The sequence below is a fragment of the Agromyces humi genome (assembly GCF_009720255.1).
Lineage (GTDB): Bacteria > Actinomycetota > Actinomycetes > Actinomycetales > Microbacteriaceae > Agromyces > Agromyces humi.
This window is the reverse complement of record NZ_WJSP02000013.1, coordinates 1-24,242: the sequence shown is the minus strand read 5'-3', so window position 1 is coordinate 24,242 and position 24,242 is coordinate 1. Positions and strand designations below refer to the sequence as shown.

Here is a 24,242-nt window from a genome sequence, read left to right as displayed (position 1 = left end):
GGGGCACATGGTCGAAGAGCGCTGACAGGATTGCGCGAGTTTGGTCTCGTAATGCAGGACGATGCGGGATTGCTGTCCGCAGATCGACTACCTGACGCGACTACCTTCCTTCGCATGCTTCGCCACCGCGTGGTGGTTCCGCCCGCGACCGTGAGCGCGGACTTCGCGGGAGCGCCTGATCTCCGCTCGGGCCTTGTCTGGCTGATGCGTCAATCACCGCTTGTGCCCCTTCATTACGAGTCTGTACAGACCGAGATGCCTGAGGGCCTCTTCACGAATGACACACGCTGGAACGCCTTTCGGTGGTGGAGTCAGGCACTCGGGTTCAGCCAGCCTGCGTTGACCGCGCTCTCGAAGGCCTCCGATCAGAAGTCGAAGATCGTCCCGGATCCGACCGAGGCGGTCGTGGAGGCTATTCGCGCACCTTTCGGCGACCCCTTACCTCGGAACGAACAACTCCCAATCGGGCGCCTGCTGGACTTCCTGCGGGCTGAACTTCCGGTTCTCCCTGGCCACCCAAGTGCGACCTATGAGGGACTGACCGACAATGACGACCATGCAGTACGGGTGCTCGGATTGGCGCTGTCGAGCGCTGAGCAGCGAGGGGTCCTCTCGATGGCGTATCAGTCGGACCCGTCGGGTGTCATGGCCCTGCCAGACGCTCAGGATTACGGTCGCAGTCGGTACATCTCGACAGTGACGATCAAGGGATGAGCATGTTGAGTGCGCAGGTCAAATACGTCTGCTGGTCGTCGGACGTCGTCTCGTCCACGATCCCAACGGAGGCTGCAACTCCATCGAACGAGGTCCTGCTCGCAACGCATGCGCCTCTACGAATAACGCGTCGAGGCGGTCGCGGGGGTCATCTGGCGTCTGAGTTGATCAGCGAGCAGCAAGTTCTCGAGGAGTTTCTCACATCAACCCCGAATAACGGCGTGCTCGTCGCGACCGTCGTTGGAGAGTCTGGTGCAGGTAAGTCGCATCTTGTCCGATGGATAAACGCGAAGGTCCCTCGTGAGCCGCGGCGGCACGTCGTCTACCTCCAGAAGACCGAGACGAGTCTGAAGGACGTGGTTGAAGCCCTCCTCGTGAAGCAGAAAGATCCCGAGTTCGAGGAAATCCGACGGAAGGTATCCACTCTAGGAAGCGGCATGACCCTCGACGAGATGGAGCACAAGCTTCTCTCCGAACTTGCAGAGGTGTTGCGCACCGCGGAGGCGGACAGCACTTTCGGCAAGGCATTGGTCGGCGAGAACGGCCTCCGACTGTTTTTCACCGATCCCCTATTCGAGAAGCATCTGCTCCGGGTGGGGTCATTCTTTCGTCGGCGCGCCGAGCATGCGTTGCGAGGTCGTGATGCCGACGAGGGGGACATCCCACTCGAGTTCACCCCGGAGGAATTACCGCTCGACATTGGGGACTATGAGGACGTGAAGGAGGCCGCGGCTGCCACCCAGAGGCTGTTCCGACAGCTCCTGGCGAGGCCTGCGATGCAGGCCGAAGCCGTGCGCTTAATCAACGACAATCTCGATGTCGCGGTGATGAAAGCCGCGAGCCTCGCCGTTGGCGACATTGGAAGGGCTTTCAAGAAGATCCGGGAGAAGTTGGTCGGAGACGAGATCGTTCTGCTCATCGAGGATGTTGCTCTTATCCAGGGTGTCCGGCGCGACCTGCTGGATGCGGTGGTCGAAGTCGGTGTCATTCAGGGTGTCGAGCGCTATGCGACTGTTCGAACACTCATGGCGGTTACGCCGGGCTATTACCGCGAATCACTGCCAGAGACATTTCGGCGACGTTCTGAAGCGACGTCCCCCATATACGCTGTCGACGTCGACCTGGACGGTGCAACAACAGACGAGGACGACCTGATCGATTTTGTTGGCCGGTACCTCAATGCGGCCAGGGTTGGCAAGGAAAAGCTTGAGAGTGAAGCGCCGAGCGTGCCGAACGCCTGCGCATCGTGCCGGTTCCAAGTTGCGTGCCACGCGACATTCGGCGCATCGCGACAGGAGTACGGCCTCTACCCGTATAACAGGGTTGCCCTGCTGCGTGCGATCCGAGCCTGTGCAGAGAAGGATGCCGAACTCGATCGGACCTACTTCAATCCGCGCAAGGTTCTCTCACGGGCGGTTCGAAACGTGCTCAACGACAACGTATCCACGATTAGGAGCGGAGCCTTCCCGCCGGCCAACTTCCTCGCCGAAGAGTCAGCGGAGATGGGCCTTCCTCGCCTGCCAGTTCACATTCGCGAGCAGATCGAGGGAACACTCGCCGACGAAGACGCGGGGCGACTTGAGGCGCTCGTAACCTTCTGGGGGTCGGTTGGGAGGGTACCGGTCTCGGATGAGGTTCTTGCCGCGTTCTCGCACCCCGCCGTGTCTGCCCTGATCTACGACCGCGACTCGATTCCGACCGCCGATCCAGACGTAGGAGAACGCGGAACGAGATCGACGGATGGAATCCCACGATCCGTTCAGGGCCAACTGGATGCAATCGACGCCTGGTCGCAGGGCAGGGTGCTGCCCCAGAGCATCGCGGCCGATATCCGGTCGGTGTTCCGAGAGTTCCTGCTCGCGCGGATCGACTGGTTCGATGTTGTGATTAGGGACCCCGATGCGGCAACGATCAACAGGGCGGTGCCGAACAACGCGCGGAGTGTGTCCATCGAAGGGGCAACGGAGAACCTCGCGCTTGGAGTTGAACCACTCCTTCGCCTAGCGAGATCTGCTCGCATGGCCGTCACCTTCAAGGGCCTCGTGCTCCTGATGGCTGGTTTCCCCGAACGGGCGAGCGACGCTTTGCCCCGTGTCGATGGAATCGTGTCACCCGTCATTGGGGTAGCAAAGGAGCGGATTCTTGCTGAACTTCAAGTCTCCAACGCCGAACTCGTCGGTGCGACGGCCTCTCTCATTCGCGGGGCAATCGCTTGCGGGGTTGTTCCGCGAAGGCCTTCCGATCTTGACATAGTCGCTGCGACTCTGTGGCGGGACACGAGCGCACGAACAGACAGCGATTCGCGCGCCGCAGAATGGACACGGGCGTATCAGGAATACGTCGCAGTTAGAGGCCAGGTCGTCGATCGACTTTTGAGCGGCGTGGGGGTGGCGCAAGGCAGCGGAGCAGTCCACGCTGTTGACTTCACGCGCTTTGCCACGATAGCGAGAGTGGCCTGGGAGACGGCGACCGGCGAATCTGAGTTCGAGGTGCCGGAATGGTGTCGAGACGCCGATCGGAAACTCAAAGGTCTCACGCGGCTTTCGAGTCGACAATTGGCGCACTGGCAGGGCCTGATCGATCGAGTGAGAGTTCACATACCTGGTGGGTCCCTTCCCGACACCGTCGATGCCATCGAATCGGCAGTCCGGGATGGTCAATCAGAGGGTCTCGTCCTCGTCTCCGATCTTCACGGCCTCGCGGCGCGTAACGCGGCGGCGCGGGCATTGGACGCCAAGTCCATTACTGACGTTGAGAAGTTGTTGGCCGCTGCACCGACCACGACAGGCGTTGAACTGGACCGGGTCGTCGGAGCCACAGCAGGGGCCGACCTCCAGGCAATCGCGGACTACCTCGACTACAGTGCGCGGTGGATTACGGCTGGGATTGCGCAGGCGGAAAGTGGCGGCGGCATGACCGCCGACGTGGACGAGTTGCTCCAGGCGGTCATCGCCGAATGGCTCGAGATCGTAGGAGGGGACTCGAATGAGTGACCACTCGACAGCCATGACTCTCGCGGAGAATGCGCGGCGGTTGGCAGCGCTCGCCCGGGCAAAGCGGGAGTCTGAGACGGATTCGCAGGAACAGCGGCGACTACAAACGCAACTCGAGAAATTGAGCATTGAACTTGGGAAACTGAAGCAGGGTCTCGATGTCCACCGGCGTCTTGGAAGCATTGGCGTCCCGGTGGAGGACCTGCCCGATCTGATGACGGCGCCTCGGGAGATACGTGACCAGGTCTCCCGGATCGGACGCCCAACATGGCAGTACATCAACGTGAGAGTTGCCAGGGTGGAGAGAACGAGTGGCGCGCTGACAATGACGGACACGCAGGCCTGGACCGCCTGGGCACAGGCCCAGGTCTCCAGCCTGCCTGTCGCGCTAATCCCAAGACTCGGGTTTGATCGCCGCACCACCGAGTCCCGGGTAACGAACTTGGAGAAACTTGCAAGCAAGGCCCCGACCTTGGGTGCAATGACCGAGTTTCAGGCAGTCTTGCAACGGGTCAAGGAAGATCTTGAAGAAGTCGAGAGTGCAGGCGTCGACGCGATCCTGTCCCGATTCGTTCAAGGCCGGATCCGTCTGTCCGATCTCAGTGAGGAAGAACTCGAACTGCTGAGGACGGATGAGACCCTGCGCAATCAGTTGTACCTGTCGCTGTCATGAGCGTCGATCGGTGGGCGGGCGTTCCGGACATCCTCAGCCGACTGGAAGACCGCGAGCTACCGCTTCTTTCATGGGGCATTGTCGATGGATTCCTGAGCAAACGGGATGTCGAGGACGCTATCGATGCTCAACTCGACGTCGATGCGTCCCAGCCTGGTGTCGCGCTCCATTCGGTAGGTGAGTACCTTGAGCACCTGCTCGACGCAGGCCTCCTCCACCGCGTCCCTGACCCCACGCCAAAGTACCGGACCCGCCTCGCCGAGACACTTAGATTGCTTCGGACGCTACGGCAACTGTGGCAGCCAAGCGATAGTTCCACTCCTGGATGGTGGCGCCAATCGAGCACACTCGTTGCCGACTATCGAGTCCGCGTTGCGCCACGTCGCTACCCGCGGCGCGAGATTTCTGCCGATGAAGCCCTCGCATCGCTGGCCGGCATTCCCGGTTGGTCCGCTGGCGGCGCGGGCGTTCTCGAGCGCATCATCGGTGACGTCAAGCTAGCCAAGTTCCAGGTGAATGCGACTGCGTCCATCCTCGAGGGTCTCGGGGCGCCTCGCCTGACGGCACGCATCGTGACCGCCGGCACTGGTTCTGGCAAGACACTCGCCTTCTACATTCCTGCCCTTCTTGACATTGCAGCTACCGCGGATATGAAACGGGCAGGCCCACACACGCTCGCGCTCTACCCCCGAAACGAACTGCTTCGTGATCAGGCACGCGAGGCATTGCTTATGGCGCGGCGCGTTGGTGGCCTGAACGGAACAGGAACGCGCCTGGTGCGTATTGGTCTCCTGTACGGCAGCACGCCGAGTGAGCGCGATTTTGACGGGGGCCACGGACGAGCGGGGTGGAAGCGGCAGGCTGCAGGCTGGGCCGCCCCGTACTTCCCGTGCCTGACTGATGGGTGCTTAGGGCGGTTGGTGTGGCTCGATACCGACCGACGAGCGGGCAATGAACAGCTGAAGTGTGACGCATGCGGGACCACAACACCCCACGGGACGCTCGCCATCACACGAGAGTCGATCAGGCGGGACCCGCCAGACATTCTTTTCAGTTCGACCGAGATGCTCAGCAAGCAGTCCACCAACTCTGGGCTGGGAAAAGTGCTGGGGTGGAGAGGGCCGACTGGCACGCGGATGGTTCTCCTCGATGAAGCCCACACGTATTCCGGCGTGCACGGAGCACAGGTCGGACTCATGCTTCGTCGGTGGCGGCACGCAAACCGGCAATGGGGCGCCGGGAGTCCGCTCTTCGTCGGACTTTCGGCGACGCTGCGCGATGCCGGTGATTTCTTCTCGAATCTGACAGGAGCCGATCGCAGCGACGTCGAGGTCATTGCGCCGGCACCTCAGGAACTCGATGCGGTCAGTCGCGAGTACGGAATCGTCCTCCGTGGGGATCCCGTTTCCGGCACCGCGCTCCTGTCGACCTCGATCCAGACGATCATGCTCGTCGAGCGAATGCTCGACCCCACGCCCGGTACGTATGGCTCCGTGACGTTCGCGTTCACAGACGACCTGGATTCGATCAACCGCCTGTACGACAACCTTCGCGACGCGGAGGGGCATTCTCCGCGAGGCCGAGCAAGAGGCTCGGTCCTCGCCAATCTCAGGAGCCCCCGCGAGCCGCAGGCGGGTCAGCGGTACGTAGATGGGCAATCCTGGGATATGGCGGCGCACCTGCAACGTCTGGAGCGGGGACTTAATGTCGCAAGGACTACCTCCCAGGACACCGGGGTCGATGCTGGCGCCGACGTGGTTGTCGCGACTTCATCCCTGGAAGTCGGGTTCAACGACCCGCGCGTGGGCGCCGTCATCCAGCACAAGGCCCCGCGAGACCTCGCGTCGTTCCTGCAGCGTCGCGGGCGGGCGGGACGCCGACTCGCCATGCGTCCCCTGACCGTCGTCGTCTTGTCGGACTACGGCCGAGACAGAATCGCCTATCAAACGTATGAAAAGTTGCTCGATCCGGAGATCGACGCTCGATCACTCCCGATCAACAACCGATTCGTCATCAAGATGCAGGCGACTCACGCTTTGGTTGACTGGGTGGCCCGTAAGACTGGCGCCGACGCGAGGACGGTACTGACGCCCCCCAACGACTCACGGTGGGCGAAGACCGACGAGGTGCGGGCGCTATTGGCGGCCCTCGTCGACGACGCCTCGCTACAGGAGGAAGTGGCCGAGCACCTCCGTCGCGCACTCAGGGTGACAGCCGACGAAGCGAGCGCGGCACTCTGGGAAGAGCCTCGTTCGCTGATGCTCTCGGTCGTCCCGACGGCGCTTCGCCGACTTGAGTCCAACTGGACGCCGATGTCGGGACAGACAGATGCCGGCGCGATCCCATGGACTCCGCTTCCGGAGTTCATGACGGCCACGCTATTCGGAGCCCTCAATACACCGGATGTCGCCTTCGAACTGCCAACGAACTTTGGTGACGAAGAGCCGACGATGCCGATCTCTCAAGCGCTGCGTGAGGCAGTTCCCGGTAGAGTGAGCCGACGATACGGGCAGGCGCACGCGTCGCTGAGTACCTGGCTTCCGATCTCGGATGCCGGTTTGGGTCTCCCACTTACTGATGTCGTCTCCAAGGGTCACGCGCTTGGCCAATGGTCGACCTCAAGCGGTGAGACCTACACCGTCGTTCGTCCGCTGGCGCTGAAGCTTGTCGCTCCACCAAGGACGGTTGCTGACACCTCGAATGCGCAGCCGCTTTGGCGTTCGGCGTTCCAGGTTCCAGACGCTGCGCTCCGTCACGCGGACCTGCCGACCCCATCAGACTGGTCGAGTCTCATCACCGACTGCTCGTTCGCCCTCCATGTCGGCGGTGGACCACTCAAGGTGCGTCGAATGGCAATCGGGTCGGACGGCGAATTGACCAATCGGGATGGCTCGACGCTGCCCTTACACGTGCGGTACGAGCACGAGGGCGCGGCCGCGGCTCTTGGGTTCGAACTGGACGTCGATGCCATGGTGGTCGATGGTGTCCTGCCTGTCGATCCTCGCGAATACCTCGGTGACTTTCCGGAGTCACCCGTTGGCCGGACGCTGCTGTTCCGGCGTCTTGTGCTGGAGGATGAGCGACTCGACGATGTGGCCAACACTTTCCAACGACAGTGGCTCACGGAGGCGTACCTCCACGCGTTCGTGGAGGCGGGTCTCGCAACTGAGGATGTTGCGCAAGTGCCCGGCAGGCTCATACAGGGCAGATGGGCAGCCGACCTTCAACAGTTCCTCGCGGTCGCGTACAGAGCAGATGACTCCGGCCAACAGAGTCAGACCCGCACGCTGACGGCGTTGACAGCTCTCGCGGCCAGTCGACACGTCCAATCCGTAATCGAAGAGCACGCGCAGTTGCTCGTGGCGGCGGACGCAATGAGCTCGACCTCGGGCCTGCTTGATCGGGTGTTCCTCGACACGGTCGCGAATGCAATCCTCACTGCGGCAGAGGAGGCACTTGCCGACGCACAGGACGGCGACCTCGCCGTGGACGTGGAGTTCTCGGCGGCCGACAGGTCGTTCCGGATCCTCGTGTCGGAGACGTCCATCGGCGGGCTGGGGCTGCTCGAGAAGCTACATCGGGACTATGCGCGGGACCCGCGCCGTTTCTGGGATGCGGTCACTCGAGCGACCGCGTCGAGCGAAGCCGAAGACGTCGACGACGCGATGCTGTCCATCGCGGCTGACTTGGTCTCTCCGGGCAGTGCGATTGTCGAGGGAGTCTATGCGTTCCGCGCAGCTGACGGAATCGACGCGATGGACGCTGCGCTTCGCGAGCTCCTCGCGTCGTGGACGGAGTCCGAAGGGCCCCCATCTCACCTCCTGGTGTCGACGCTGGCGACGCGGATGCTGCGGCCGGGGTCGTCACCTGCGATTGATCAAATCGTGGCGAACCTCGCGGAAGCGTGGGTTTTCCAGGAACACAGACTCGGTATCGAGATCGACGCGCGAACTCTCAATTATCACGCGTCGCGAGGCCATCTCGGATTCGACCTGGGTCCTCTCAGTACGGACGCCGCTTTCTCGCTTCTGTGGTTACGGGGGCCTCAGGCGCGTAACCAACGCCTCGAGCATTGGCATCCGTACCGGTCTAACGTCGCCGTGGAGCGGCGAATCCTCGAGCACGTCCTACGCCAGGACGCACCGGTAATCGACGTGACGACGTCGGGTTGGGTCGCCGAGTACTCGGGCGCGATCGAGAACGGCGGCCGAGCAGTGCTCATCTCGCCCTATGCGTCGCGGAAGAATCTCGCCTCCGCTGTTCGGGAGGCGGTGGTCACGCCGGTCGAACGGAACGGCCTGAGAACCTATGCACGGGTGATTGCGCTCCGACAACGCCACGGCGTCGTACTCGCCGAACTGTCGCTTGCGGAGGAGTGGCAGTGAGCGGAAGAAGAATGGTTCGGACACGACCACGAAATGGCCTCGCGATCAGCGACGTGCTCACGGCCGCGATCGTCTCCGAACTCTGCTGGCCAAGCGAGGAACTGTGGCTAGTCTCCGGGTGGGTGACTGATATCCCCGTGGTGGACAACGCGGATCGGCAGTTTGATTCGGTGATGGGGAACGAGCCTCGTTCACAGATGACCCTCAGTGAGGCGTTGGGCGCGCTCACCAGGCGCGGAACACAGTTGCATGTTGCACTTCGAGAAGAAGATCACAACCAACTGTTCGTTGATCGTCTGCAGCGGGCGAGTGGCGCAGACTCGCTGCACATCTACTCGAGCGCTGACCTGCACGAAAAGATGATTGTCGGCTGGTCGTGGGTATTGAAGGGTTCGATGAACTTCACCTGGTATGGCGTTCAGCGGAACGAGGAGAGTCTCGAGTTCGAGGTAGATCAGGCCGAGGCTGCTAGGCAACGGCTTGAACTGCGCACTCGTTGGATTGGCGGATCGGCATGAACTCGTTCCCCGACGATGAGTTCATCACTCGCTTCTTCTCCGAGCCGAATGTCACTTGGCCGGGCCAAGACCCAAGCGGCAATGTCGCGGCGAATCTGAAGCCGTTCCTCACAGCGCTTACAAAGCGAGGCGAGTGCCCGCTCATTCTTCCGAGGCGAGAAGCCTCCTGGTCAGCCGCGCGCTACTACGTCATTTGCTGGGACACCGCACACGCTGGTCGAGTCAGAGCGTTGATTGATGCCGCCACGGCCACCCACTGGACACCGTTCGATGGACGCGTTGCACGCCTGAACCAGCAGGATTCAGTCGAAGCCGCAGTGCTCGATCTCGTTGGGCAAGGAACGACCTTCATCCTGAGCCCGGAGCCTCGGACCGCCGGCCCGACCTACACCGCGCTCGCGCGACTCGTCCGATCGCTCAATGACGTGCCGCTTCGAAACCCAACCCCTTCGAGGCCGATTGGTCGGATGCTTCGGGAGTTCGATTTGGCACTCGCCAGCGGTGCAGCAGAGACCTCGGCTCAGATCCTCGATGAAATCGAGACTCTGGGGGGTATTTCCCACGAGAACGTGGCGTTCCTTCAGATTCGCCGCATGGCACGGTTGGGCAGAGATGCTGAACTCCTCGCGCTTGGCTCGCTGCCGACCCTCGTGTACGCAGAACCGCCGCAGCTTGTGCGTGAGGGCATCCTCGGCGCGTGGGCGCGGGTTCACCTGGCAAGACCAATCGCCCCGAACGACATCGATGGGGCCATCGAAAGCGTCCGCCTGGCAAAGCCCGACATTGCCATGCTCGTCGACGGGCGGCTCGCGCGATCGGCAGACCCCGATGCGGCGACTCTCGGCGGATTGGTCTCGCTCGCTCGAGACGACGCCGAACTCAGAAACGCGTTCGCGCCCAATGAATTGATTGACACGGCCGTCCGTCGCGTTCTCGCTCAGTTTGAGGAGGACGACCAACCACCTGCAGTTGAGCCAGAGCATGACGCAGTCGATAGCGGTCTCGTGGCTTCAGTGGTCGAAGATGCTCATGCCGACGCCGCAGACCCGCACACGGTCGAATCTTGGATCGATTGGGTCCGAGCAATCGGACGCGGCAACCCTGAGCAGATCGACTTCGACATGGTCGGGTCGTGGACAGCGGTCTCGACCGTCGATGCGGAACTTGCCGACGCGATCGATGACCTTGACTGGCTGGCGACCGATGATCTGTTGTCAGGCATCGCCTGCTTCCTTGAAACGGATGACATCGAACGGCCTGCACCGAGGAGCGCGGAAGCATTCCTACGCAGATACCTGCTCGCTGAGCGATTCGCCCCCGCCGACCTCGGCGTGATCTGCGCCCTGCTTGACGTCTTTCTCCGGGGCGCCCCCAGCGGCGCGAAGTATCGAGAAGTCCTCGGTGATGTTCGTGCCTCGTCGGATCAGTGGGTGGCGATCACGACGGCATCGCGAGCGCTTGACATTGCAGACACCGTTGCACTGGGACCAGCTGTCGACGCAGCAGCACGTTCAGATTTCGTCGCGACCTTGCTCTCGCCACTGAACCAACAGAAGCGCCGATTGCACGACACGTTACGTGGCCTCGCTGGGCTAGTGACGTCTGACGTTGGCCTGGACTTCGATTGGTCGGTTCCCCCACAGCAGGAGGGCGCCCTTCCGGAAGCCGTCCCGGCGATCACTCCGCGCATCCTGCTGTACAGCTTGGATCGGGGAACGCTTGCGCGTGTGCAGAAGGCGATCGAACAGTCGTGGCCCGGAACGATCGTTCGTACATCCTCGGACAAGGACGGGAGTCCGATGCTCAAGCAGCATGCGAGAAATTCGGATCTCATCGTTGTTGCGACGCGGAGGGCCGCCCACGCCGCCACCGGATGCATCGCCGACAACGCCGGTGTGGCCCTGATCTCCTATCCAGACGGTGCTGGGTCGGCCTCGATGCTGAGAGCGGTGACCGCCGGAATCGCAGAGTTGACCGGGTGACCTCGGAAAAGACTTGGGCTCAGCGTTGCGTAGCCAGGGCCCCGGAGGTTCGTACCACCCGCAGTAGATGACTCGTCAGCAGGCGGACGTCGTTTGGCGTGTTCTGGATGCCGTTCCAACGGCGAACCTGGTCGTCACCGAAGTTCCAGTTCCCCTCCGTCCAAGCGCAGTGATCGCGCAGTTCGAGTAGAACGTCCTCAATTCCGATGCCGGGAAGCTCCGCGGCGGGGACGCCTTCCGTGAGCGAATCCATGACGTACCCGAGAGACTGTATTCCGGCACCGTGGGTGAGGCGCGACTTTGTTGGGGGTAGGCGCCATTCCAGCGGGAACACTCGCTCAACTGCACCCCAGAAATAGTTGAGGTGCGTCAGGATCGACGGGATGTCGCCGGTGCCATCCTCGGGATCGCGGTACTGATAGAGCGCCCCCTCGTACAGGCTGTTCTCGATCATCTTGAGCACGCTGTTGTCGCGGATAAACCCGTTTGCCATGGTGGGAGTGCTGATCCGTCCGGTGAACGGGCCTTCGCCTCCATCAGTTCCGAAGTTCAGGAGGTTTAAGACGGTTGCCGGGAGTCGGCGACGCGCGTACGCGGCGGGTAGTTCCGCCGAGGTCGTCGGAAGGAGTTCGTGAATCAAACCCTTCGGAAGTGGCTTCGTGTTGTTCACGAGGATGAACTGCGATCGTTGCTCGGCTTCATCCCGTGCGATGAAACCGACAGCTGCCACGGGAAACTCATCAACGTCAGCGTCGCGAATTGCCGCGCTACGCTGCTGGCCGTCTACCAGCCATGCGGGCTTTTCATCGTCGGCCAACTCCGGATCGACCGGAATGACCAAGTGACCAACGGTTGAGTACGCGGCCGCGGATGCCCCGGCATCTAACGGCTTGAATTCGACCCGGTCGTCGAATGCGAGCACGATCGCGTTGGGGAGGAGCGCCGCATCCGACTCAAGGTAGCGACGAATCGCGCGAATGTGCGACAGCACTTCGGGTCGCTGATACCCCGCCAGCGTCTGATCGGTGCGGTGCACGCGGCTTACCGCGGCAAACTCGTGTACGCGCTTTCCGTCGATGCCGAACGCGAAGATGAACTGATTGCCCTGACGAATCCGGATCGCAGGGAGAACGATTGGTAGCTTAGACATAAGTGGGCGAAGAACTCCGGTCGGTGAGGGCAGATACCTTGCTGGCGAGAACTGTCAAGTTGTGGAAGCCGCGGCGCTTGTTCCGCTCGGTGCCTCGGAAGATTGCGATCTCGACACCGTGCTCACGGCACAGGCTGCACCGGCAGTCGGCCCACGGTGCGGCGACGAGAGTTTGCTCGTACGCCGGGAGGTAGCTCTTCTTTGCGCCCATGACCGTTTCGTAGTGCCCGAGTGCATCAAGCGCGTCGTCGATTCCGACACGGGAGCCGTCGAGCGCCCGCAGCGCTCGCAGCGTTCGGCGTTCCGCTGCGATGGCATCCTGCTGGGAGACTGTGCCTGCGAGGATCGCTCGGCGAAGAGTCGGGTTGCCATCGACCTGCGGCACGCGTAACGCAACGTAAGCACCGTTCGGTGTGTGGAAATTGTTCCGGTCGTCCATGAACGCTTGCCGAAAGGGCGAGGTGCTGTCGAAGCTCGTCACGCCGAGTTGGGAGAACTCGTCCATCGCATCTACACGGGTCAGGCCGAGCAAATGCAGCTCGGTCGACGGGTGCCGCACCTTGTCGATCTCATGAAGGCATGAGAGCACGTCTTTAGTCCTCAGCGGAACCATGCCTCCGAGCGCGACGCGGGTGTAACCAAACTCCTGGAGTCGCGCGACGCTGTCGGCGTAGCTCGCGGGACTCCAGCCCTGCGCGGCGCCGACAGGTTCGATCCGCGAGCCTCGTTCCTCGACTCGCCGACGGAAGTCAGCGGCGAGTTCCAGCGTTAGTTCTCGGCGTCGGATCCACGCGGGGTCCGCGTTGTCCAGTCCGGCCGTGCCGTCGTACCCGAAGATGATGTGGTCGACACTGACTCCCGCGTCGAACCCGCACTCTTCGTAGAAATCGAGAGTGTCATCGACAGTAACCGGCGGCACCTCCTCGGCCACGTAATTGAACGCGCCGTTGTCGCCGAGAGTCGCGATCTCATCCGGGAGGCGGAAGAAGCGTCTGGCACCCATGCGGTAGAGACGGGCTCTCTGCGACGAGGTGTACTTCCCAGAGCCTGACACGCTACCATCGACGATCGCCTTGCTGACGAGGAAGCCGTGGTACGGAGAAGAGTCCAGAACTTCATGAGCGTAGCGATCGTCACGCTGCCGAACGCGCGTCGGCGGGTATTCATCATGCTCGAAGTCATACGTCGGACTCACGAGGTCCTGGCTGTCAGGGAAGTAGAACTTCAACGCGCGGCCGCTCTCTCTGCAAGATAGGCGCGAGCGAGGAAGTTGGAGAGCGCACTGATGTGCCGAGGAGTGTTCTGCAGCTCATTCCACGGGAGCCCCAGATCGGTCCAGGTGCCGCTTGTCCAGTGGCATTGAGAGGCAATGCGGCCGACTTCGAGGCGCGCTTGCGCGGCGGCATCCGCAGAGTCGACATCCACGTGCGCCATGACGCGTTCCATCAGGCGTCCCATCGCACGAATGCCGACGCCACCCATGAGACGTGACTCCGTCGGGTTCTTGCCCCACGCGGACGGGAACGTCTCGCGAACAGCGTTCCAATAGACCAGCAGAGTTCGTCGGATTCCTTCGGTATCCGTGGTGCCGGCCGCGATGTTCCTATAGGGGAACAACACCCCTGATGGAGACTCAACAGACTCGCGCAACGCCTCGACCAGTCCGGTGTCAGTCACGATCGCACTCGGGCGGGCTTCGGTTGCCGTCGACGCGCGTCGGATTAGCCCAAAGAAGGGGGAGTCCGGGTCGGAGTTGAGCATGTCAACGAGGGCGGACGGCAGTTGTCGCGTCGACATTCGCGTTGACGGCACGCGCGCGATCTCGGGCAGCAGTTCAGTGACCAGCCCAACGGGCAGCGGTTGCACGGTGTTCACCCTGAGGAACTGCTCGCGTTGCACTTCCAGGTCATCCGAAACGAAGCCCGCGACGGGAACGGGGAGACGCCGGTTGCGGGTCCGGGCGAGAGCGAGACTGCGCTGCTGGCCGTCCACGATCCAAGCGGGCCGCGGCCCTCCCTCACCGTTGACGACAGGAATCTCCAATGTGCCCGCCGTCGCGAGGCCATCGCTTACACCGGGACCTCGGCTGGACTTGAACCGGACTTCCCTAGGCAGGGCAAGAATGAGCCCGTTGGGGAAGAGCACGTCTTCACTATCCAGGTAGTCCTGGATCTGTTTCACATGCTTGCGCTTCTCCGGCCGTTGGTAGCCAATGAGCTTGCCGGCCTGATCACGTGAGATCCTGGCCACGTCGGCGACTTGATCCACTTCTTCCGCCGCAAGCGTGAAGAGGTAAAGCGGGATCTCGCCCTGGAGCACACGAAGAGCCCGCCGTTCAATCCACTCTTGTGCCACGATGCTCCTCCTCGAACGCTTCAAACAGTTGCCCGAAACGCTTCTGCTCGCACGCATAGCCGTTCTCGCGTAGTGACCGGAGCGCGCGAGTCTTGCTTACGGTCGGTTCCTGAGTGCGGATCCGACGGACCGCTTCAAGGACCTCGTGGTCCGCAAGCGGAATTCTCTCGTGGCGCTCATGTCGGCTGGCTCGCGTCGCCCAGTTGTGCCACAACTCTCGATGGCGAGTGGAATCGATGACGGTGGAGGTTAGTCTCTCCATCCAAGCGACAGCCGTACGCATGTTGAGCGCACCGAGTGTGCCCCCTAGTGCGGAACGGAGTTTGGCGTCGGCTGGCAATCGCAGCGAGGGTGCGATTGCCTCCGACCCCCCGATGACGAGTACCGGGCTGGCGACGGCGGTCTTCGCGACGAGCGGCGCCAACACGTCGGAATAGCGACGAGACAAGACGAAGAGCGTTGGAATGCCGTCGGGAAGATTCCCCCCGGATCCGTTCCATCTGTTCAAGTGGTCCCACCACGCTCGTTGTTGTATCGCGGAACCTGGCACGGAGTCCGGCGAATTCGGAGTGAATGTTGCGCCGTAGGCTGGTCCTGGGGTCGAAACCGGGCGCAACCCCAGTCCAGCCGACGCAACGTATGTCGTTGGCTCGAATCCGATGGCGCGCGAGGCGTCCTCGAGGCGCGGAAGTTGAGCCCAGGCGTCGCCTTGGTAGAGGTTCCTCAGGAGGGTGACCGTATCAGCGGACTCGATTCGCTGGGTCCACACGGACGCTTTGGAGACTGAGTTAGGCAGCGAGCGGAGCATCCGCTGCTCGGGAACTACAAGTGACTTACGGTCGGTGCAGGTCACGACGATCGTGAGTTTCTCCAACACGTAACACCACCTAACTGCGCGTGATTCGATGCTACTGTACGCGACAGTTTCGATCTATCATTGCGGTGCGTGCAAACGTCAGAAAGAGCGGAGGCTCACGTGTCCAAGCGCAAGGCAATTGTTCTCCTCAGTGGAGGCCTCGATTCAACCACCGTTCTCGCACTGGCTAAGAACCAGGGTTACGAGCCGTATGCGCTGAGCTTCCGTTACGGCCAGCGTCACGTCGTGGAACTTGAAGCAGCGAAGCGTGTGGCGAAGGCTCAGGGTGTTGCACAGCACGTCGTCTGTGACATCGACCTGAGGACTTTTGGTGGTTCGGCACTCACGTCGGAGACAGAGGTTCCCAAGCACGACAATGCTGGAGACCTTTCCGCGGAGGAAATTCCAGTCACCTACGTCCCCGCTCGGAACACCATCTTCCTCTCTTTCGCTCTTGCGTTCGCGGAAGTGGTCGGAGCAACTGATGTGTTCATCGGTGTCAACGCGCTCGACTACTCGGGCTACCCCGACTGCCGGCCCGAGTACATCGAAGCGTACGAGACGATGGCGAACCTTGCCACGCGCGCGGGCGTCGAGGGTGCACGACTGAAGATCCACACTCCGCTGATCTCTATGACGAAGGCCGACATCGTCCAGACCGGCACAGAGCTCGGAGTCGACTACTCGCTGACGCTGTCATGCTATGACCCCGATGACGAGGGCCGTTCGTGCGGACACTGCGACTCGTGTCTGCTGCGGATCCGTGGATTTCAGGAGGCTGGGTTCTCCGACCCCGTTTCCTATCAAGCTGCCTGATGTCGTACAAGGTCAAGGAGATCTTCTACACCCTCCAGGGGGAGGGAACGCACGCCGGTCGTCCAGCGGTCTTCTGCCGGTTCAGCCTCTGCAACCTCTGGACCGGGCATGAGCGCGATCGCCCTCGCGCTATCTGCCAGTTCTGCGACACGGACTTTGTCGGAACGGACGGTCCGGGTGGAGGCAAGTTCGCCACGGCCGATGATCTCGCTGACGCAGTTGAAGCCGCCTGGCCGGTCGGTTGGGCATCCAATCGGATGGTCGTCTGCACAGGCGGCGAGCCGCTGCTTCAACTTGACGAGCCAGCCATAGAGGCGCTCCATCGACGGGGTTTCTACGTAGCCGTTGAGACGAACGGCACGCGGATTCCTCCGGCGGGTGTCGACTGGCTTTGCGTTAGTCCGAAAATCGGGGCCGATCTCGTGGTTACGCGTGGGGACGAACTCAAGTTCGTCTATCCGCAGAAGGGCGTGGATCCGTCGAGCTTCGAGCATCTCGACTTCGGAACTTATCGAGTTCAGCCCATGGACGGCCCCGACATCAGCGTAAACACCGCGCTCGCAGTCGAATACTGTCTCAACCACCCGACGTGGCAGCTCAGCCTCCAGACACACAAATACTTGGGAATCGCATGACCTTCTACGCCGAACTTTCCCGCGAGTTCTCGTTCGAGTCCGCCCACTTTCTCCCGAATGTCCCCGACGGGCACAAGTGCGGGCGGATGCACGGGCACTCCTACACGGTCGAGGTCCATGTGCGCGGCGCCGTTGATGACGAGAGCGGCTTCGTCCAGGACTTCGGTGACCTCTCAACTGCGTTTGCACCGATCTCTGCACAGCTCGATCATCGCCTCTTGAACGACATCGAAGGCCTCGAGAATCCGACCAGCGAGCACCTCGCGCGTTGGATGTGGGACAGGCTCAGCGTCGCACTCCCACTCCTCCACGCGATCGTTGTGAGCGAAACCCCGCGTTCACGGTGTACGTACCGCGGCGAATCGAACGGAGGCCAATGATGCTCCCCGAGTTGGCCCATGCGCTGCCCGACATCCAGGACGAAGTTGACCGACGCGGGATTGAACTGGATGCGGTAGGAGTCGCGGGTGTACGCACTCCCATCCGCGTCATTGATGGCGAAGTGGATGCCGCCGGCGTGGGCTCTGCGGACTTCGTCGTCCCCTTGGCGCCAGACCGGCGCGGTACACACATGAGTCGCATGGTCGAGACGCTCGCCGTCCAGATGCGTGAGTTCGATCCTCGGCGCGCCCACGCGTTGATCGCGACCGCAGCCGATCGCCTCGACGCAACGGAAGCTCGTATCTCGTTCGATCTTGCAGTTTCGTTCGAGGTTCGAGCGCCTGTCTCGGATGTGGCGGCCTGGCAGGCCGCCGATGTCCGATTCTCCATTGAAGGCTCATCAGAGTCAGCGACGATGACGACGACCTTGACAACGCACGTCACGAGTCTTTGCCCATGCAGCAAAGCGATTAGTGAGTACGGCGCACACAATCAGCGAAGTGCCGTGACGCTGTCGGTTACGGGCGACACCGATGACCTGTATCCGCTCACTCTGAGCGAGATGTTCTCGCTCGCACGTCAAGTTGGCTCGTGCCCCATTTACCCCGTCATCAAACGCCCGGACGAGCGTTGGATCACGATGGAGGCGTACGACCACCCCGCCTTCGTTGAGGATATGGTTCGAGATCTCTCCTCGACATGCCGCGCCCGCGCTCTTCGGCACTCGATCCACGTTCGCAACTTCGAAAGCATTCACAGCCATGATGCAGTCGCATCACTCTCATGGGCGCCCAGCGCCAACTAGCAGGAGCAGTTTTGAACGCCAAGGTCTATGACCGTCGCAATTTAATCCGTGGATCGATCGCGCTCGCCGTCTACATTGGCGCCATCGTTGCCGCGAACATCCTCTCCGCGAACTTCGGTCTGGTTCCGGTCGGGTTCGGGCTGGTCGTTTCTGCAGGAACGTACGCAGCCGGATTCGCGCTCCTGTCGCGCGACTTCGTCCACACGTACCTTGGGGTCCGCGGCGTGCTCCTCGGGATGGCAGTTGGGTTGGCGCTTTCTTGGTTCCTCGCGACGCCCGCGCTCGCGTTGGCCTCTGCGGTTGCATTCCTCGTCGCTGAAGTCGCAGACATGCTCGTGTTCCTTTGGGCTCGTCCGCGCGGTTTCGTTCGGGCTGCGCTCATCTCGAACTGCGTCTCAGCGCCGGTCGACACGGTGCTCTTCCTCTGGATCGCTGGATTCCCGCTGACGTTCGAGAGCATTGTGGGGCAGATGGTCGGCAAGATCGTCTGGGCGACGATTGTGCCGCTCGCGATCTTCGTCGGCGTGAAGGCGCTTGTCCGCATGCGCCGAGTGCGACGGACTCACCGAGACACAACTCCCGTCGGCAAGTTGGTCCAGTAGTCGCTAGACCCCGGCCCCAATGGTGAACAACGCAACGGCAGGCGGTTCTCCGCTGGTCGTCGGTCTCAGAGGGGTCGCGTGGTCGCGCCGGCGTGCCGTCCCATGGCGGTTCCCCCGCCTGCGCGGGTGTTCGTCTTCGAGTCGCTCATGATGCTTCCGTTCGCTGTGGGATGGGTGCGCCGATCAGGCGCGGCGCGGTCGGGTCGACAGTTGACCGACGTTACTGAGGGCGTGCGACTCAACGGCGGCGCGGGCGGTCTCGTGCTCTGATTGCACGGGCGCGGAACGTGCGCCTGATCGGCAGATGCTGCAGCATCCGCCCCAGAAGGGCACGTGGCACATCGACCGCCGTAGCGAGCGGATGTCGGTGGCCCCCTCTAGGGTCGAAATCTTCGGCTACGGCTGGAGTCAGCAAGGAGCACCGACATGGGCTCGGACTCACCCCTCAGCGCACGCATGGACGCGCAACTTCCCGTCGGCGGCATGCCCGTCGATCACATCGACCGCCCACAGTTCCTCGCCGACGTGCAGGCACTGGAGCTGCGCCTAGCGATCATCGACGACCGGTTCGACCGGCTCGCAGCCCGCCCCGACGACGCATACCAGGCATGGCGGCGCGACACCGTGACCCGCCTGCGCTCCATCGCCGACAGGGCCGGTGCGCTCGATGTGGATGGCGAGCTGGAGCCGCACCGGCGCCGGCACGTGGTGGCGTTGCTCACCGTACTGCGGCGGCGGATCGTGCAGCTGGATGAGCGGCATGCCCGTTTCGGCGATGGGCCTGTACGGCAGCGGGACGGTCCGCGGCCATCGCTCGTTGAGGGACACGCGTAGGGGACCGGGTGCAACTGTGGACGGCACGCCGAGATTCAGGCGATCCAGGCGACTCCCGAAGGCCCGCTCCGATCGACTGGGCCGGAGCGTTCATCGAGTCTCATTGACCTCGGAGGACCGCTCGCGCGGCGTTGCGTGGGCGCTGTACTCCCGAAACCCGGTGAAGTCGGGAAAGAGGACCCTATGAGTTCTGTTGTATGAATTCTGAAGAATCTTGAGCGCACGACGCTTCAGCCCTTGATTGACCTTAACCGCGACGAACGGAAGCCGATCCCGAATCGTCGGTGACGCTGAGCCATCGGGATTCTGCAACGCGGACTTGAGGTCGTGTGAGTCGATGCGTGGGTAGGCGATTCGGAGGCTCTTGAACGGCCCGGCCTGCTCATCGACGGCGGGCACACGATCAGCGATGAAGAAGCCCTCCTGCGCTCGCAATCGGTCGTTTGGGGAGAGCGACTCGACGACGAACGGGGAGCCCGATCCGAGGGCGCGCTCCAGTTCCCAGCCGATCGGATTGTCGATGGCGCTCGGCCGTCCCGAAGGCTGCGCACGACCATAGCGGGGCCAGTCTGTTGTGTTTATCGCCAGCAGAAGCCCACTACGTGATAGTCCCGCCGACGCCGGTTGCTGGCATGCGAACCACAGAGCTGTCATGGGGTTGCTCGTGACATCCATCAGTCTCGTGCTGGTTCCATAGTGCTGAAGATCAGCGAGCAACTGAAGGTCGCTCGCCCATCCGCCGTGACCGAAGCCGAGTCCCCACTCCCGCGCCGCGGTCAAGCTGGAACGCTCCACGTCCCGGAGCGAGTCCTCGTCGGAGAGGCCTGGGACGCGCTGGAGGGACGAGACCAAGTCATAGTCGATGCTTGCGAACCCTCGCCAAGCAAGATTGGAGCGCGCGCTGAATCCGCCGATCCTTCCCAAGACAGAGAACAACTCCGTCATACTGCGCGGATTTTGGAATCACGCCGTGTCGATCCATTGTTGGCCGGACGCCATGCTTCCCCTCGATTCGCCGTCGATGTCTGCTCAGTCTGGACGCAGGTTGCGGCGAGCCCCCCATGAAACGCAGGGACAGGTGCCGAAGTTGGCCGGCACTCTGCTCGAGAAGTCCGCACTGGCACGGCCCGCACTGACCCCGGTTGTCGACGTAGCGCCGTCACAGGACCAATGGCAGGCGAGGGTGCGCACCCTCGGCGGCCGGCGCGCAGCCGATCGCGAGCTGCACCAGCTCGATGACCACGCTCGACGCGAACCCGATGGCGATCACCAGGACCGGGCGGAGGCGCGGGTAGGCGATCGTCGCGAGCAGCCCGAACGGCAGGAACAGCACGATGTTGGCCGTGAACTCGAGCACGACGTAGGCGGGATCGACCGGGATGCCGAGCTTCCCGACCTGGAGCGCGAGCCATCCGACGACGCCCGTGAGCCGCCCCGCCTCGCGCGCGGGAAGGAAGACGATCAACGCGAGCACGACGAGGTAGGCCGGGAACAGCCAGCGCGCGGCCGCGACGACCCGCCGCGGCATCCGTCTCGTGTGCATGCAGTCAGGGTACGCGAGGCACGAGAATGACCCGCGTTCGTAATCCCAGCTTCATGCGCGCTGGTTACAGTCACGACATGGGGAGAACACCGATGAAAGCCGTCATTCCTGCCGCGGGCCTCGGCACGAGGTTCCTGCCGGCCACGAAGGCCATGCCGAAGGAGATGCTTCCGGTCGTCGACAAGCCGGCGATCCAATACGTGGTCGAGGAGGCCGTGAGTGCCGGGATCGACGACATCCTCGTCATCATCGGCCGGAACAAGAACGCGCTCGCCAACCACTTCGACCGGGTCACCGAGCTCGAGCACACGCTGGAGCAGAAGGGCGACCAGACCAAGCTCGAGCGGGTCATGCACTCGAGCAGCCTGGCCGACATCCACTTCGTCCGGCAGGGGGATCCGCGCGGACTGGGGCACGCCGTGCTGCGCGCACGCAAGCACGTGGGCGACGAGACCTTCGCGGTGCTGCTCGGCGATGACCTCATCGACGAGCGCGACGTGCTGCTCACCAAGATGATCGACGAGAGCGCCGAGCGGGGCGCGACCGTGATCGCGCTGATGGAGGTCGATCCCGACCAGATCCACATGTACGGCGCCGCCGCGGTCGAGCCGACCGACGAGGCCGACGTCGTCAGGGTGACGGGCCTCGTCGAGAAGCCGGCGGCCGCCGACGCGCCCTCGAACCTGGCCGTCATCGGGCGCTACGTGCTGCGGCCCGAGGTCTTCGACGTGCTGGAGGAGACCCCGCCGGGCAAGGGCGGCGAGATCCAGCTGACCGACGCGCTGCAGGTGCTCGCGGCCGACGAGTCGATCGCGGGCGGCGTCTACGGCGTCGTGTTCCGCGGCCGCCGGTACGACACCGGCGACCGCCTCGACTACCTCAAGTCCGTGATGCAGCTCGCGCTGGATCGCGCGGACCTCGGTCCCGACCTGGCCGTCTGGCTGAAGTCGGTCGCCGCCACGCTGCCATGAACCGCCCGCAGCTCATCGCGTTCGATCTCGACGACACGCTCGCGCCGTCGAAGAGCCGCATCGATCCCCAGATGGCTGGCGCACTCACGCGGCTGCTCGAGCACACGGAGGTGTGCATCATCTCGGGCGGCGACTTCTCGCAGTTCCGCAGGCAGGTGATCGACGCCCTCGACGTGCACGGCGCGGATCTCGGGCGGCTGCACCTCATGCCGACCTGCGGCACGCGCTACCTGCGTTTCGCCGACGGCGACTGGCGCCAGCTGTACGCCGAGGACCTCACCCTCGACGAGGCGGGCCGGGCGTCGTCCTCGCTCGCGCGCCGGTCGGCGGAGCTCGGCTTCGACGACGGGCCCGCGTGGGGACCGCGCGTCGAGCACCGCGGGTCCCAGGTCACCTTCTCGGCTCTCGGGCAGGCCGCACCCGTCGACGCCAAGCGGCAGTGGGATCCGACCGGCGCGAAGAAGGCCGCCCTCCGAGCCGCGGTGCAGGCCGACCTGCCCGACCTCGAGGTGCGCTCGGGCGGCTCGACGTCGATCGACATCACCCGCAAGGGCGTCGACAAGGCCTACGGCATGCGCAAGCTCATCGCGGCGACGGGGATCCCCGCATCGTCGATGCTGTTCGTCGGCGACCGCCTCGACCCCGACGGCAACGACTTCCCGGTCATCGCGACCGGGGTGCCGTGCCGGTCCGTCGGAGGATGGCGCGACACGCTCGCGGTCATCGACGAAGTGATCGCGATGGCCGCCCACGAGGCTCGCGTCGGGTGAATCGTGAACCAAGCAAAGGGGGAGCCCTCATGTTCGACACCATCAAGAAGCCGCTGAGAGGACCGGTCCGCCGCGCGAAGCGCGGCTGGCTGATGTACTCGGAGTTCCTGCGCGACTACCGCAGGTACCGTGACTCGGCCGCGCCCGTGGACGATGCGGTGACACCGGTCGTCTCGGGCGTCAACCTCGAGGCGCAGCTCACGAAGGACTACCACCGGGTGGAGAAGGGGTTGAGCCTGCGCCGCCCCAAGCAGCCCTTCGGGGCCGCGGTGGAGCACCGCCTCTCGATGCTCATCCCCGTCGCCGGCGCGCAGCAGGCGGACGCGGCGTACCTGCGCTTCGCCGAGGACGCCAAGGGGGCGCTCCTCACCTGGAACGACGGTGGCGCGGTGGATGACGACGTGAGCCCGCCGGCCATCCCGGCACCGCTGTTCGGCGCGGTCGAGCTCGACCGGTTCTTCGCCACCCGGCACAGCGTGCGCGACTTCGACGAGACGCGCCCCGTCGAGCCGGCCACCATCGAGGAGGCGGTGCGCCTCGCGACGTACACGCCGTCGGTCTGCAACCGGCAGGCGGGGCGGGTGCACGCCTTCAGCGGCGCCGAGGACGCCGCGCGCATCCTCGCCCACCAGAACGGCAACGCCGGCTTCCGCGACCAGGTGCGCAGCGTGCTGGTCGTGACGGTCGAGCGCGGCCTCTTCGCGGGGGCGGCGGAGCGCAACCAGCGCTGGATCGACGGCGGGCTCTTCGCGATGACCCTGGTGTGGGCGCTGCACGGGCTCGGCGTGAGCTCGTGCATGCTCAACTGGTCGATGACGAACGACCGCACCGACGCGCTGCGACAGGCGGCGGGCATCCCCGACAGCGAGGACGTGATCTGCCTGATCGCGATCGGCTACCCGCCCGAAGCGGGCTTCCGGGTGGCACGCTCGCCCCGTCGCCCGGTCTCGCAGGTGCTCACGACGCACGAGTGAGGCGGATGCCGCAACACGCGGATGCCCCGGGGTGGATCACCCCGGGGCATCCGTCTGTCCGTGCTCAGGGCCGGCCGAGTCCCTTGTAGGTCCACCCGGCGTCGCGCCAGGCCTTGGCGTCGAGGCAGTTGCGGCCGTCGATCACCGACCGCACGCCCACGAGATCGCCCGCCCAGACCGGGTCCATGTGCCGGTACTCGTTCCACTCCGTCACGAGGACGACGAGGTCTGCGCCTTCGAGGACCGCGCTCAGGTCGTCGCTGAACTCGAGCTGCGGGTGCAGCC

22 protein-coding genes are annotated in these 24,242 nt (G+C 63.5%); 15 read left to right on the top strand and 7 right to left on the bottom strand.

The annotated features are described in order from the left end of the window. Positions 1-51 precede the first annotated feature (51 nt). From GH736_RS02985 to dpdD, 6 genes are read left to right on the top strand one after another with little or no spacing between them, the layout of a single operon-like run. Entirely contained in the window at positions 52-714 is a 663-nt protein-coding gene (locus tag GH736_RS02985) for a hypothetical protein (RefSeq protein WP_203230634.1), read from the top strand. Next, complete coding sequence (dpdH, locus tag GH736_RS02980) at positions 711-3,707, top strand: protein DpdH (RefSeq protein ID WP_328596783.1); 2,997 nt, start codon at positions 711-713, stop codon at positions 3,705-3,707. Before GH736_RS02985 ends, dpdH begins: the two co-directional genes overlap by 4 nt. Continuing rightward, positions 3,700-4,380 (top strand): hypothetical protein, encoded by a 681-nt coding sequence (locus GH736_RS02975; RefSeq protein ID WP_159600119.1) that lies wholly within the window; start codon positions 3,700-3,702, stop codon positions 4,378-4,380. Before dpdH ends, GH736_RS02975 begins: the two co-directional genes overlap by 8 nt. Next, positions 4,377-8,765, top strand: a complete 4,389-nt coding sequence (gene dpdJ / locus GH736_RS02970; protein WP_159600117.1) for a protein DpdJ — start codon at positions 4,377-4,379, stop codon at positions 8,763-8,765. The genes GH736_RS02975 and dpdJ overlap by 4 nt, the downstream gene beginning before the upstream one ends. Positions 8,766-8,776: 11 nt before the next feature. Continuing rightward, a complete protein-coding gene (gene dpdK / locus GH736_RS02965; RefSeq protein WP_268891228.1) occupies positions 8,777-9,283 on the top strand; it encodes a phospholipase D-like domain-containing protein DpdK in 507 nt (168 codons plus the stop codon). After that, complete coding sequence (gene dpdD / locus GH736_RS02960) at positions 9,280-11,265, top strand: protein DpdD (protein ID WP_159600113.1); 1,986 nt, start codon at positions 9,280-9,282, stop codon at positions 11,263-11,265. The genes dpdK and dpdD overlap by 4 nt, the downstream gene beginning before the upstream one ends. Positions 11,266-11,284: 19 nt before the next feature. On the opposite strand, the gene dbpB (GH736_RS02955) is transcribed toward dpdD, so the two are convergent. From dbpB (GH736_RS02955) to GH736_RS24325, 4 genes are read right to left on the bottom strand one after another with little or no spacing between them, the layout of a single operon-like run. After that, positions 11,285-12,415: a DGQHR domain-containing protein DpdB gene (gene dbpB / locus GH736_RS02955; RefSeq protein ID WP_159600111.1), complete on the bottom strand. Its 1,131-nt coding sequence runs from the start codon at positions 12,413-12,415 to the stop codon at positions 11,285-11,287. Then, on the bottom strand, positions 12,408-13,643 hold the full coding sequence (gene dpdA, locus GH736_RS02950; RefSeq protein ID WP_159600109.1) for a tRNA-guanine transglycosylase DpdA: 1,236 nt from the start codon (positions 13,641-13,643) through the stop codon (positions 12,408-12,410). Before dpdA ends, dbpB (GH736_RS02955) begins: the two co-directional genes overlap by 8 nt. Then, positions 13,640-14,770, bottom strand: coding sequence for a DGQHR domain-containing protein DpdB (gene dbpB / locus GH736_RS02945; RefSeq protein ID WP_203230632.1), 1,131 nt, complete (start codon positions 14,768-14,770; stop codon positions 13,640-13,642). Before dbpB (GH736_RS02945) ends, dpdA begins: the two co-directional genes overlap by 4 nt. Beyond that, positions 14,751-15,647 (bottom strand): hypothetical protein, encoded by an 897-nt coding sequence (locus GH736_RS24325; protein WP_162529539.1) that lies wholly within the window; start codon positions 15,645-15,647, stop codon positions 14,751-14,753. Before GH736_RS24325 ends, dbpB (GH736_RS02945) begins: the two co-directional genes overlap by 20 nt. A 99-nt stretch (positions 15,648-15,746) precedes the next feature. Here GH736_RS24325 and queC point away from each other — a divergent pair, with 99 nt between their 5' ends. The 6 genes from queC (at position 15,747) to GH736_RS02915 (ending at position 19,699) form a co-directional block, all read left to right on the top strand. Then, positions 15,747-16,442 carry a 7-cyano-7-deazaguanine synthase QueC gene (gene queC / locus GH736_RS02940; RefSeq protein ID WP_159600107.1) on the top strand — a complete coding sequence of 232 codons (696 nt, stop codon included), beginning with the start codon at positions 15,747-15,749 and terminating at the stop codon, positions 16,440-16,442. Further along, positions 16,442-17,077, top strand: a complete 636-nt coding sequence (gene queE, locus GH736_RS02935; protein WP_159600105.1) for a 7-carboxy-7-deazaguanine synthase — start codon at positions 16,442-16,444, stop codon at positions 17,075-17,077. The genes queC and queE overlap by 1 nt, the downstream gene beginning before the upstream one ends. Then, on the top strand, positions 17,074-17,457 hold the full coding sequence (gene queD / locus GH736_RS02930) for a 6-carboxytetrahydropterin synthase QueD (RefSeq protein ID WP_159600103.1): 384 nt from the start codon (positions 17,074-17,076) through the stop codon (positions 17,455-17,457). Before queE ends, queD begins: the two co-directional genes overlap by 4 nt. Next, complete coding sequence (gene folE2 / locus GH736_RS02925; RefSeq protein ID WP_203230631.1) at positions 17,454-18,263, top strand: GTP cyclohydrolase FolE2; 810 nt, start codon at positions 17,454-17,456, stop codon at positions 18,261-18,263. The genes queD and folE2 overlap by 4 nt, the downstream gene beginning before the upstream one ends. 11 nt (positions 18,264-18,274) lie before the next feature. Then, the gene (locus GH736_RS02920) at positions 18,275-18,865 is read left to right on the top strand and encodes a VUT family protein (RefSeq protein ID WP_203230630.1); all 591 of its coding nucleotides are present in this window, start codon (positions 18,275-18,277) and stop codon (positions 18,863-18,865) included. Positions 18,866-19,291: 426 nt separating this feature from the next. After that, on the top strand, positions 19,292-19,699 hold the full coding sequence (locus GH736_RS02915; protein ID WP_159600099.1) for a hypothetical protein: 408 nt from the start codon (positions 19,292-19,294) through the stop codon (positions 19,697-19,699). A 90-nt stretch (positions 19,700-19,789) separates the two neighbouring features. On the opposite strand, the gene GH736_RS02910 is transcribed toward GH736_RS02915, so the two are convergent. Both GH736_RS02910 and GH736_RS02905 read right to left on the bottom strand, forming a co-directional pair. Then, on the bottom strand, positions 19,790-20,644 hold the full coding sequence (locus GH736_RS02910; protein ID WP_159600097.1) for an FRG domain-containing protein: 855 nt from the start codon (positions 20,642-20,644) through the stop codon (positions 19,790-19,792). Positions 20,645-20,858: 214 nt separating this feature from the next. Continuing rightward, the gene (locus GH736_RS02905; RefSeq protein WP_159600095.1) at positions 20,859-21,242 is read right to left on the bottom strand and encodes a VanZ family protein; all 384 of its coding nucleotides are present in this window, start codon (positions 21,240-21,242) and stop codon (positions 20,859-20,861) included. 77 nt (positions 21,243-21,319) lie between these two features. On the opposite strand from GH736_RS02905, the gene galU reads away from it, so the two are divergent. From galU to GH736_RS02890, 3 genes are read left to right on the top strand one after another with little or no spacing between them, the layout of a single operon-like run. Then, positions 21,320-22,213, top strand: coding sequence for a UTP--glucose-1-phosphate uridylyltransferase GalU (galU, locus tag GH736_RS02900; protein WP_159600093.1), 894 nt, complete (start codon positions 21,320-21,322; stop codon positions 22,211-22,213). Continuing rightward, the gene (locus GH736_RS02895) at positions 22,210-22,983 is read left to right on the top strand and encodes an HAD-IIB family hydrolase (protein ID WP_159600091.1); all 774 of its coding nucleotides are present in this window, start codon (positions 22,210-22,212) and stop codon (positions 22,981-22,983) included. The genes galU and GH736_RS02895 overlap by 4 nt, the downstream gene beginning before the upstream one ends. A 29-nt stretch (positions 22,984-23,012) precedes the next feature. Continuing rightward, positions 23,013-23,957: a nitroreductase family protein gene (locus tag GH736_RS02890; protein WP_159600089.1), complete on the top strand. Its 945-nt coding sequence runs from the start codon at positions 23,013-23,015 to the stop codon at positions 23,955-23,957. Positions 23,958-24,021: 64 nt separating this feature from the next. On the opposite strand, the gene GH736_RS02885 is transcribed toward GH736_RS02890, so the two are convergent. Continuing rightward, a partial coding sequence (locus tag GH736_RS02885) for a UDP binding domain-containing protein (RefSeq protein ID WP_235933807.1) occupies positions 24,022-24,242 on the bottom strand: 221 nt, incomplete at its 5' end.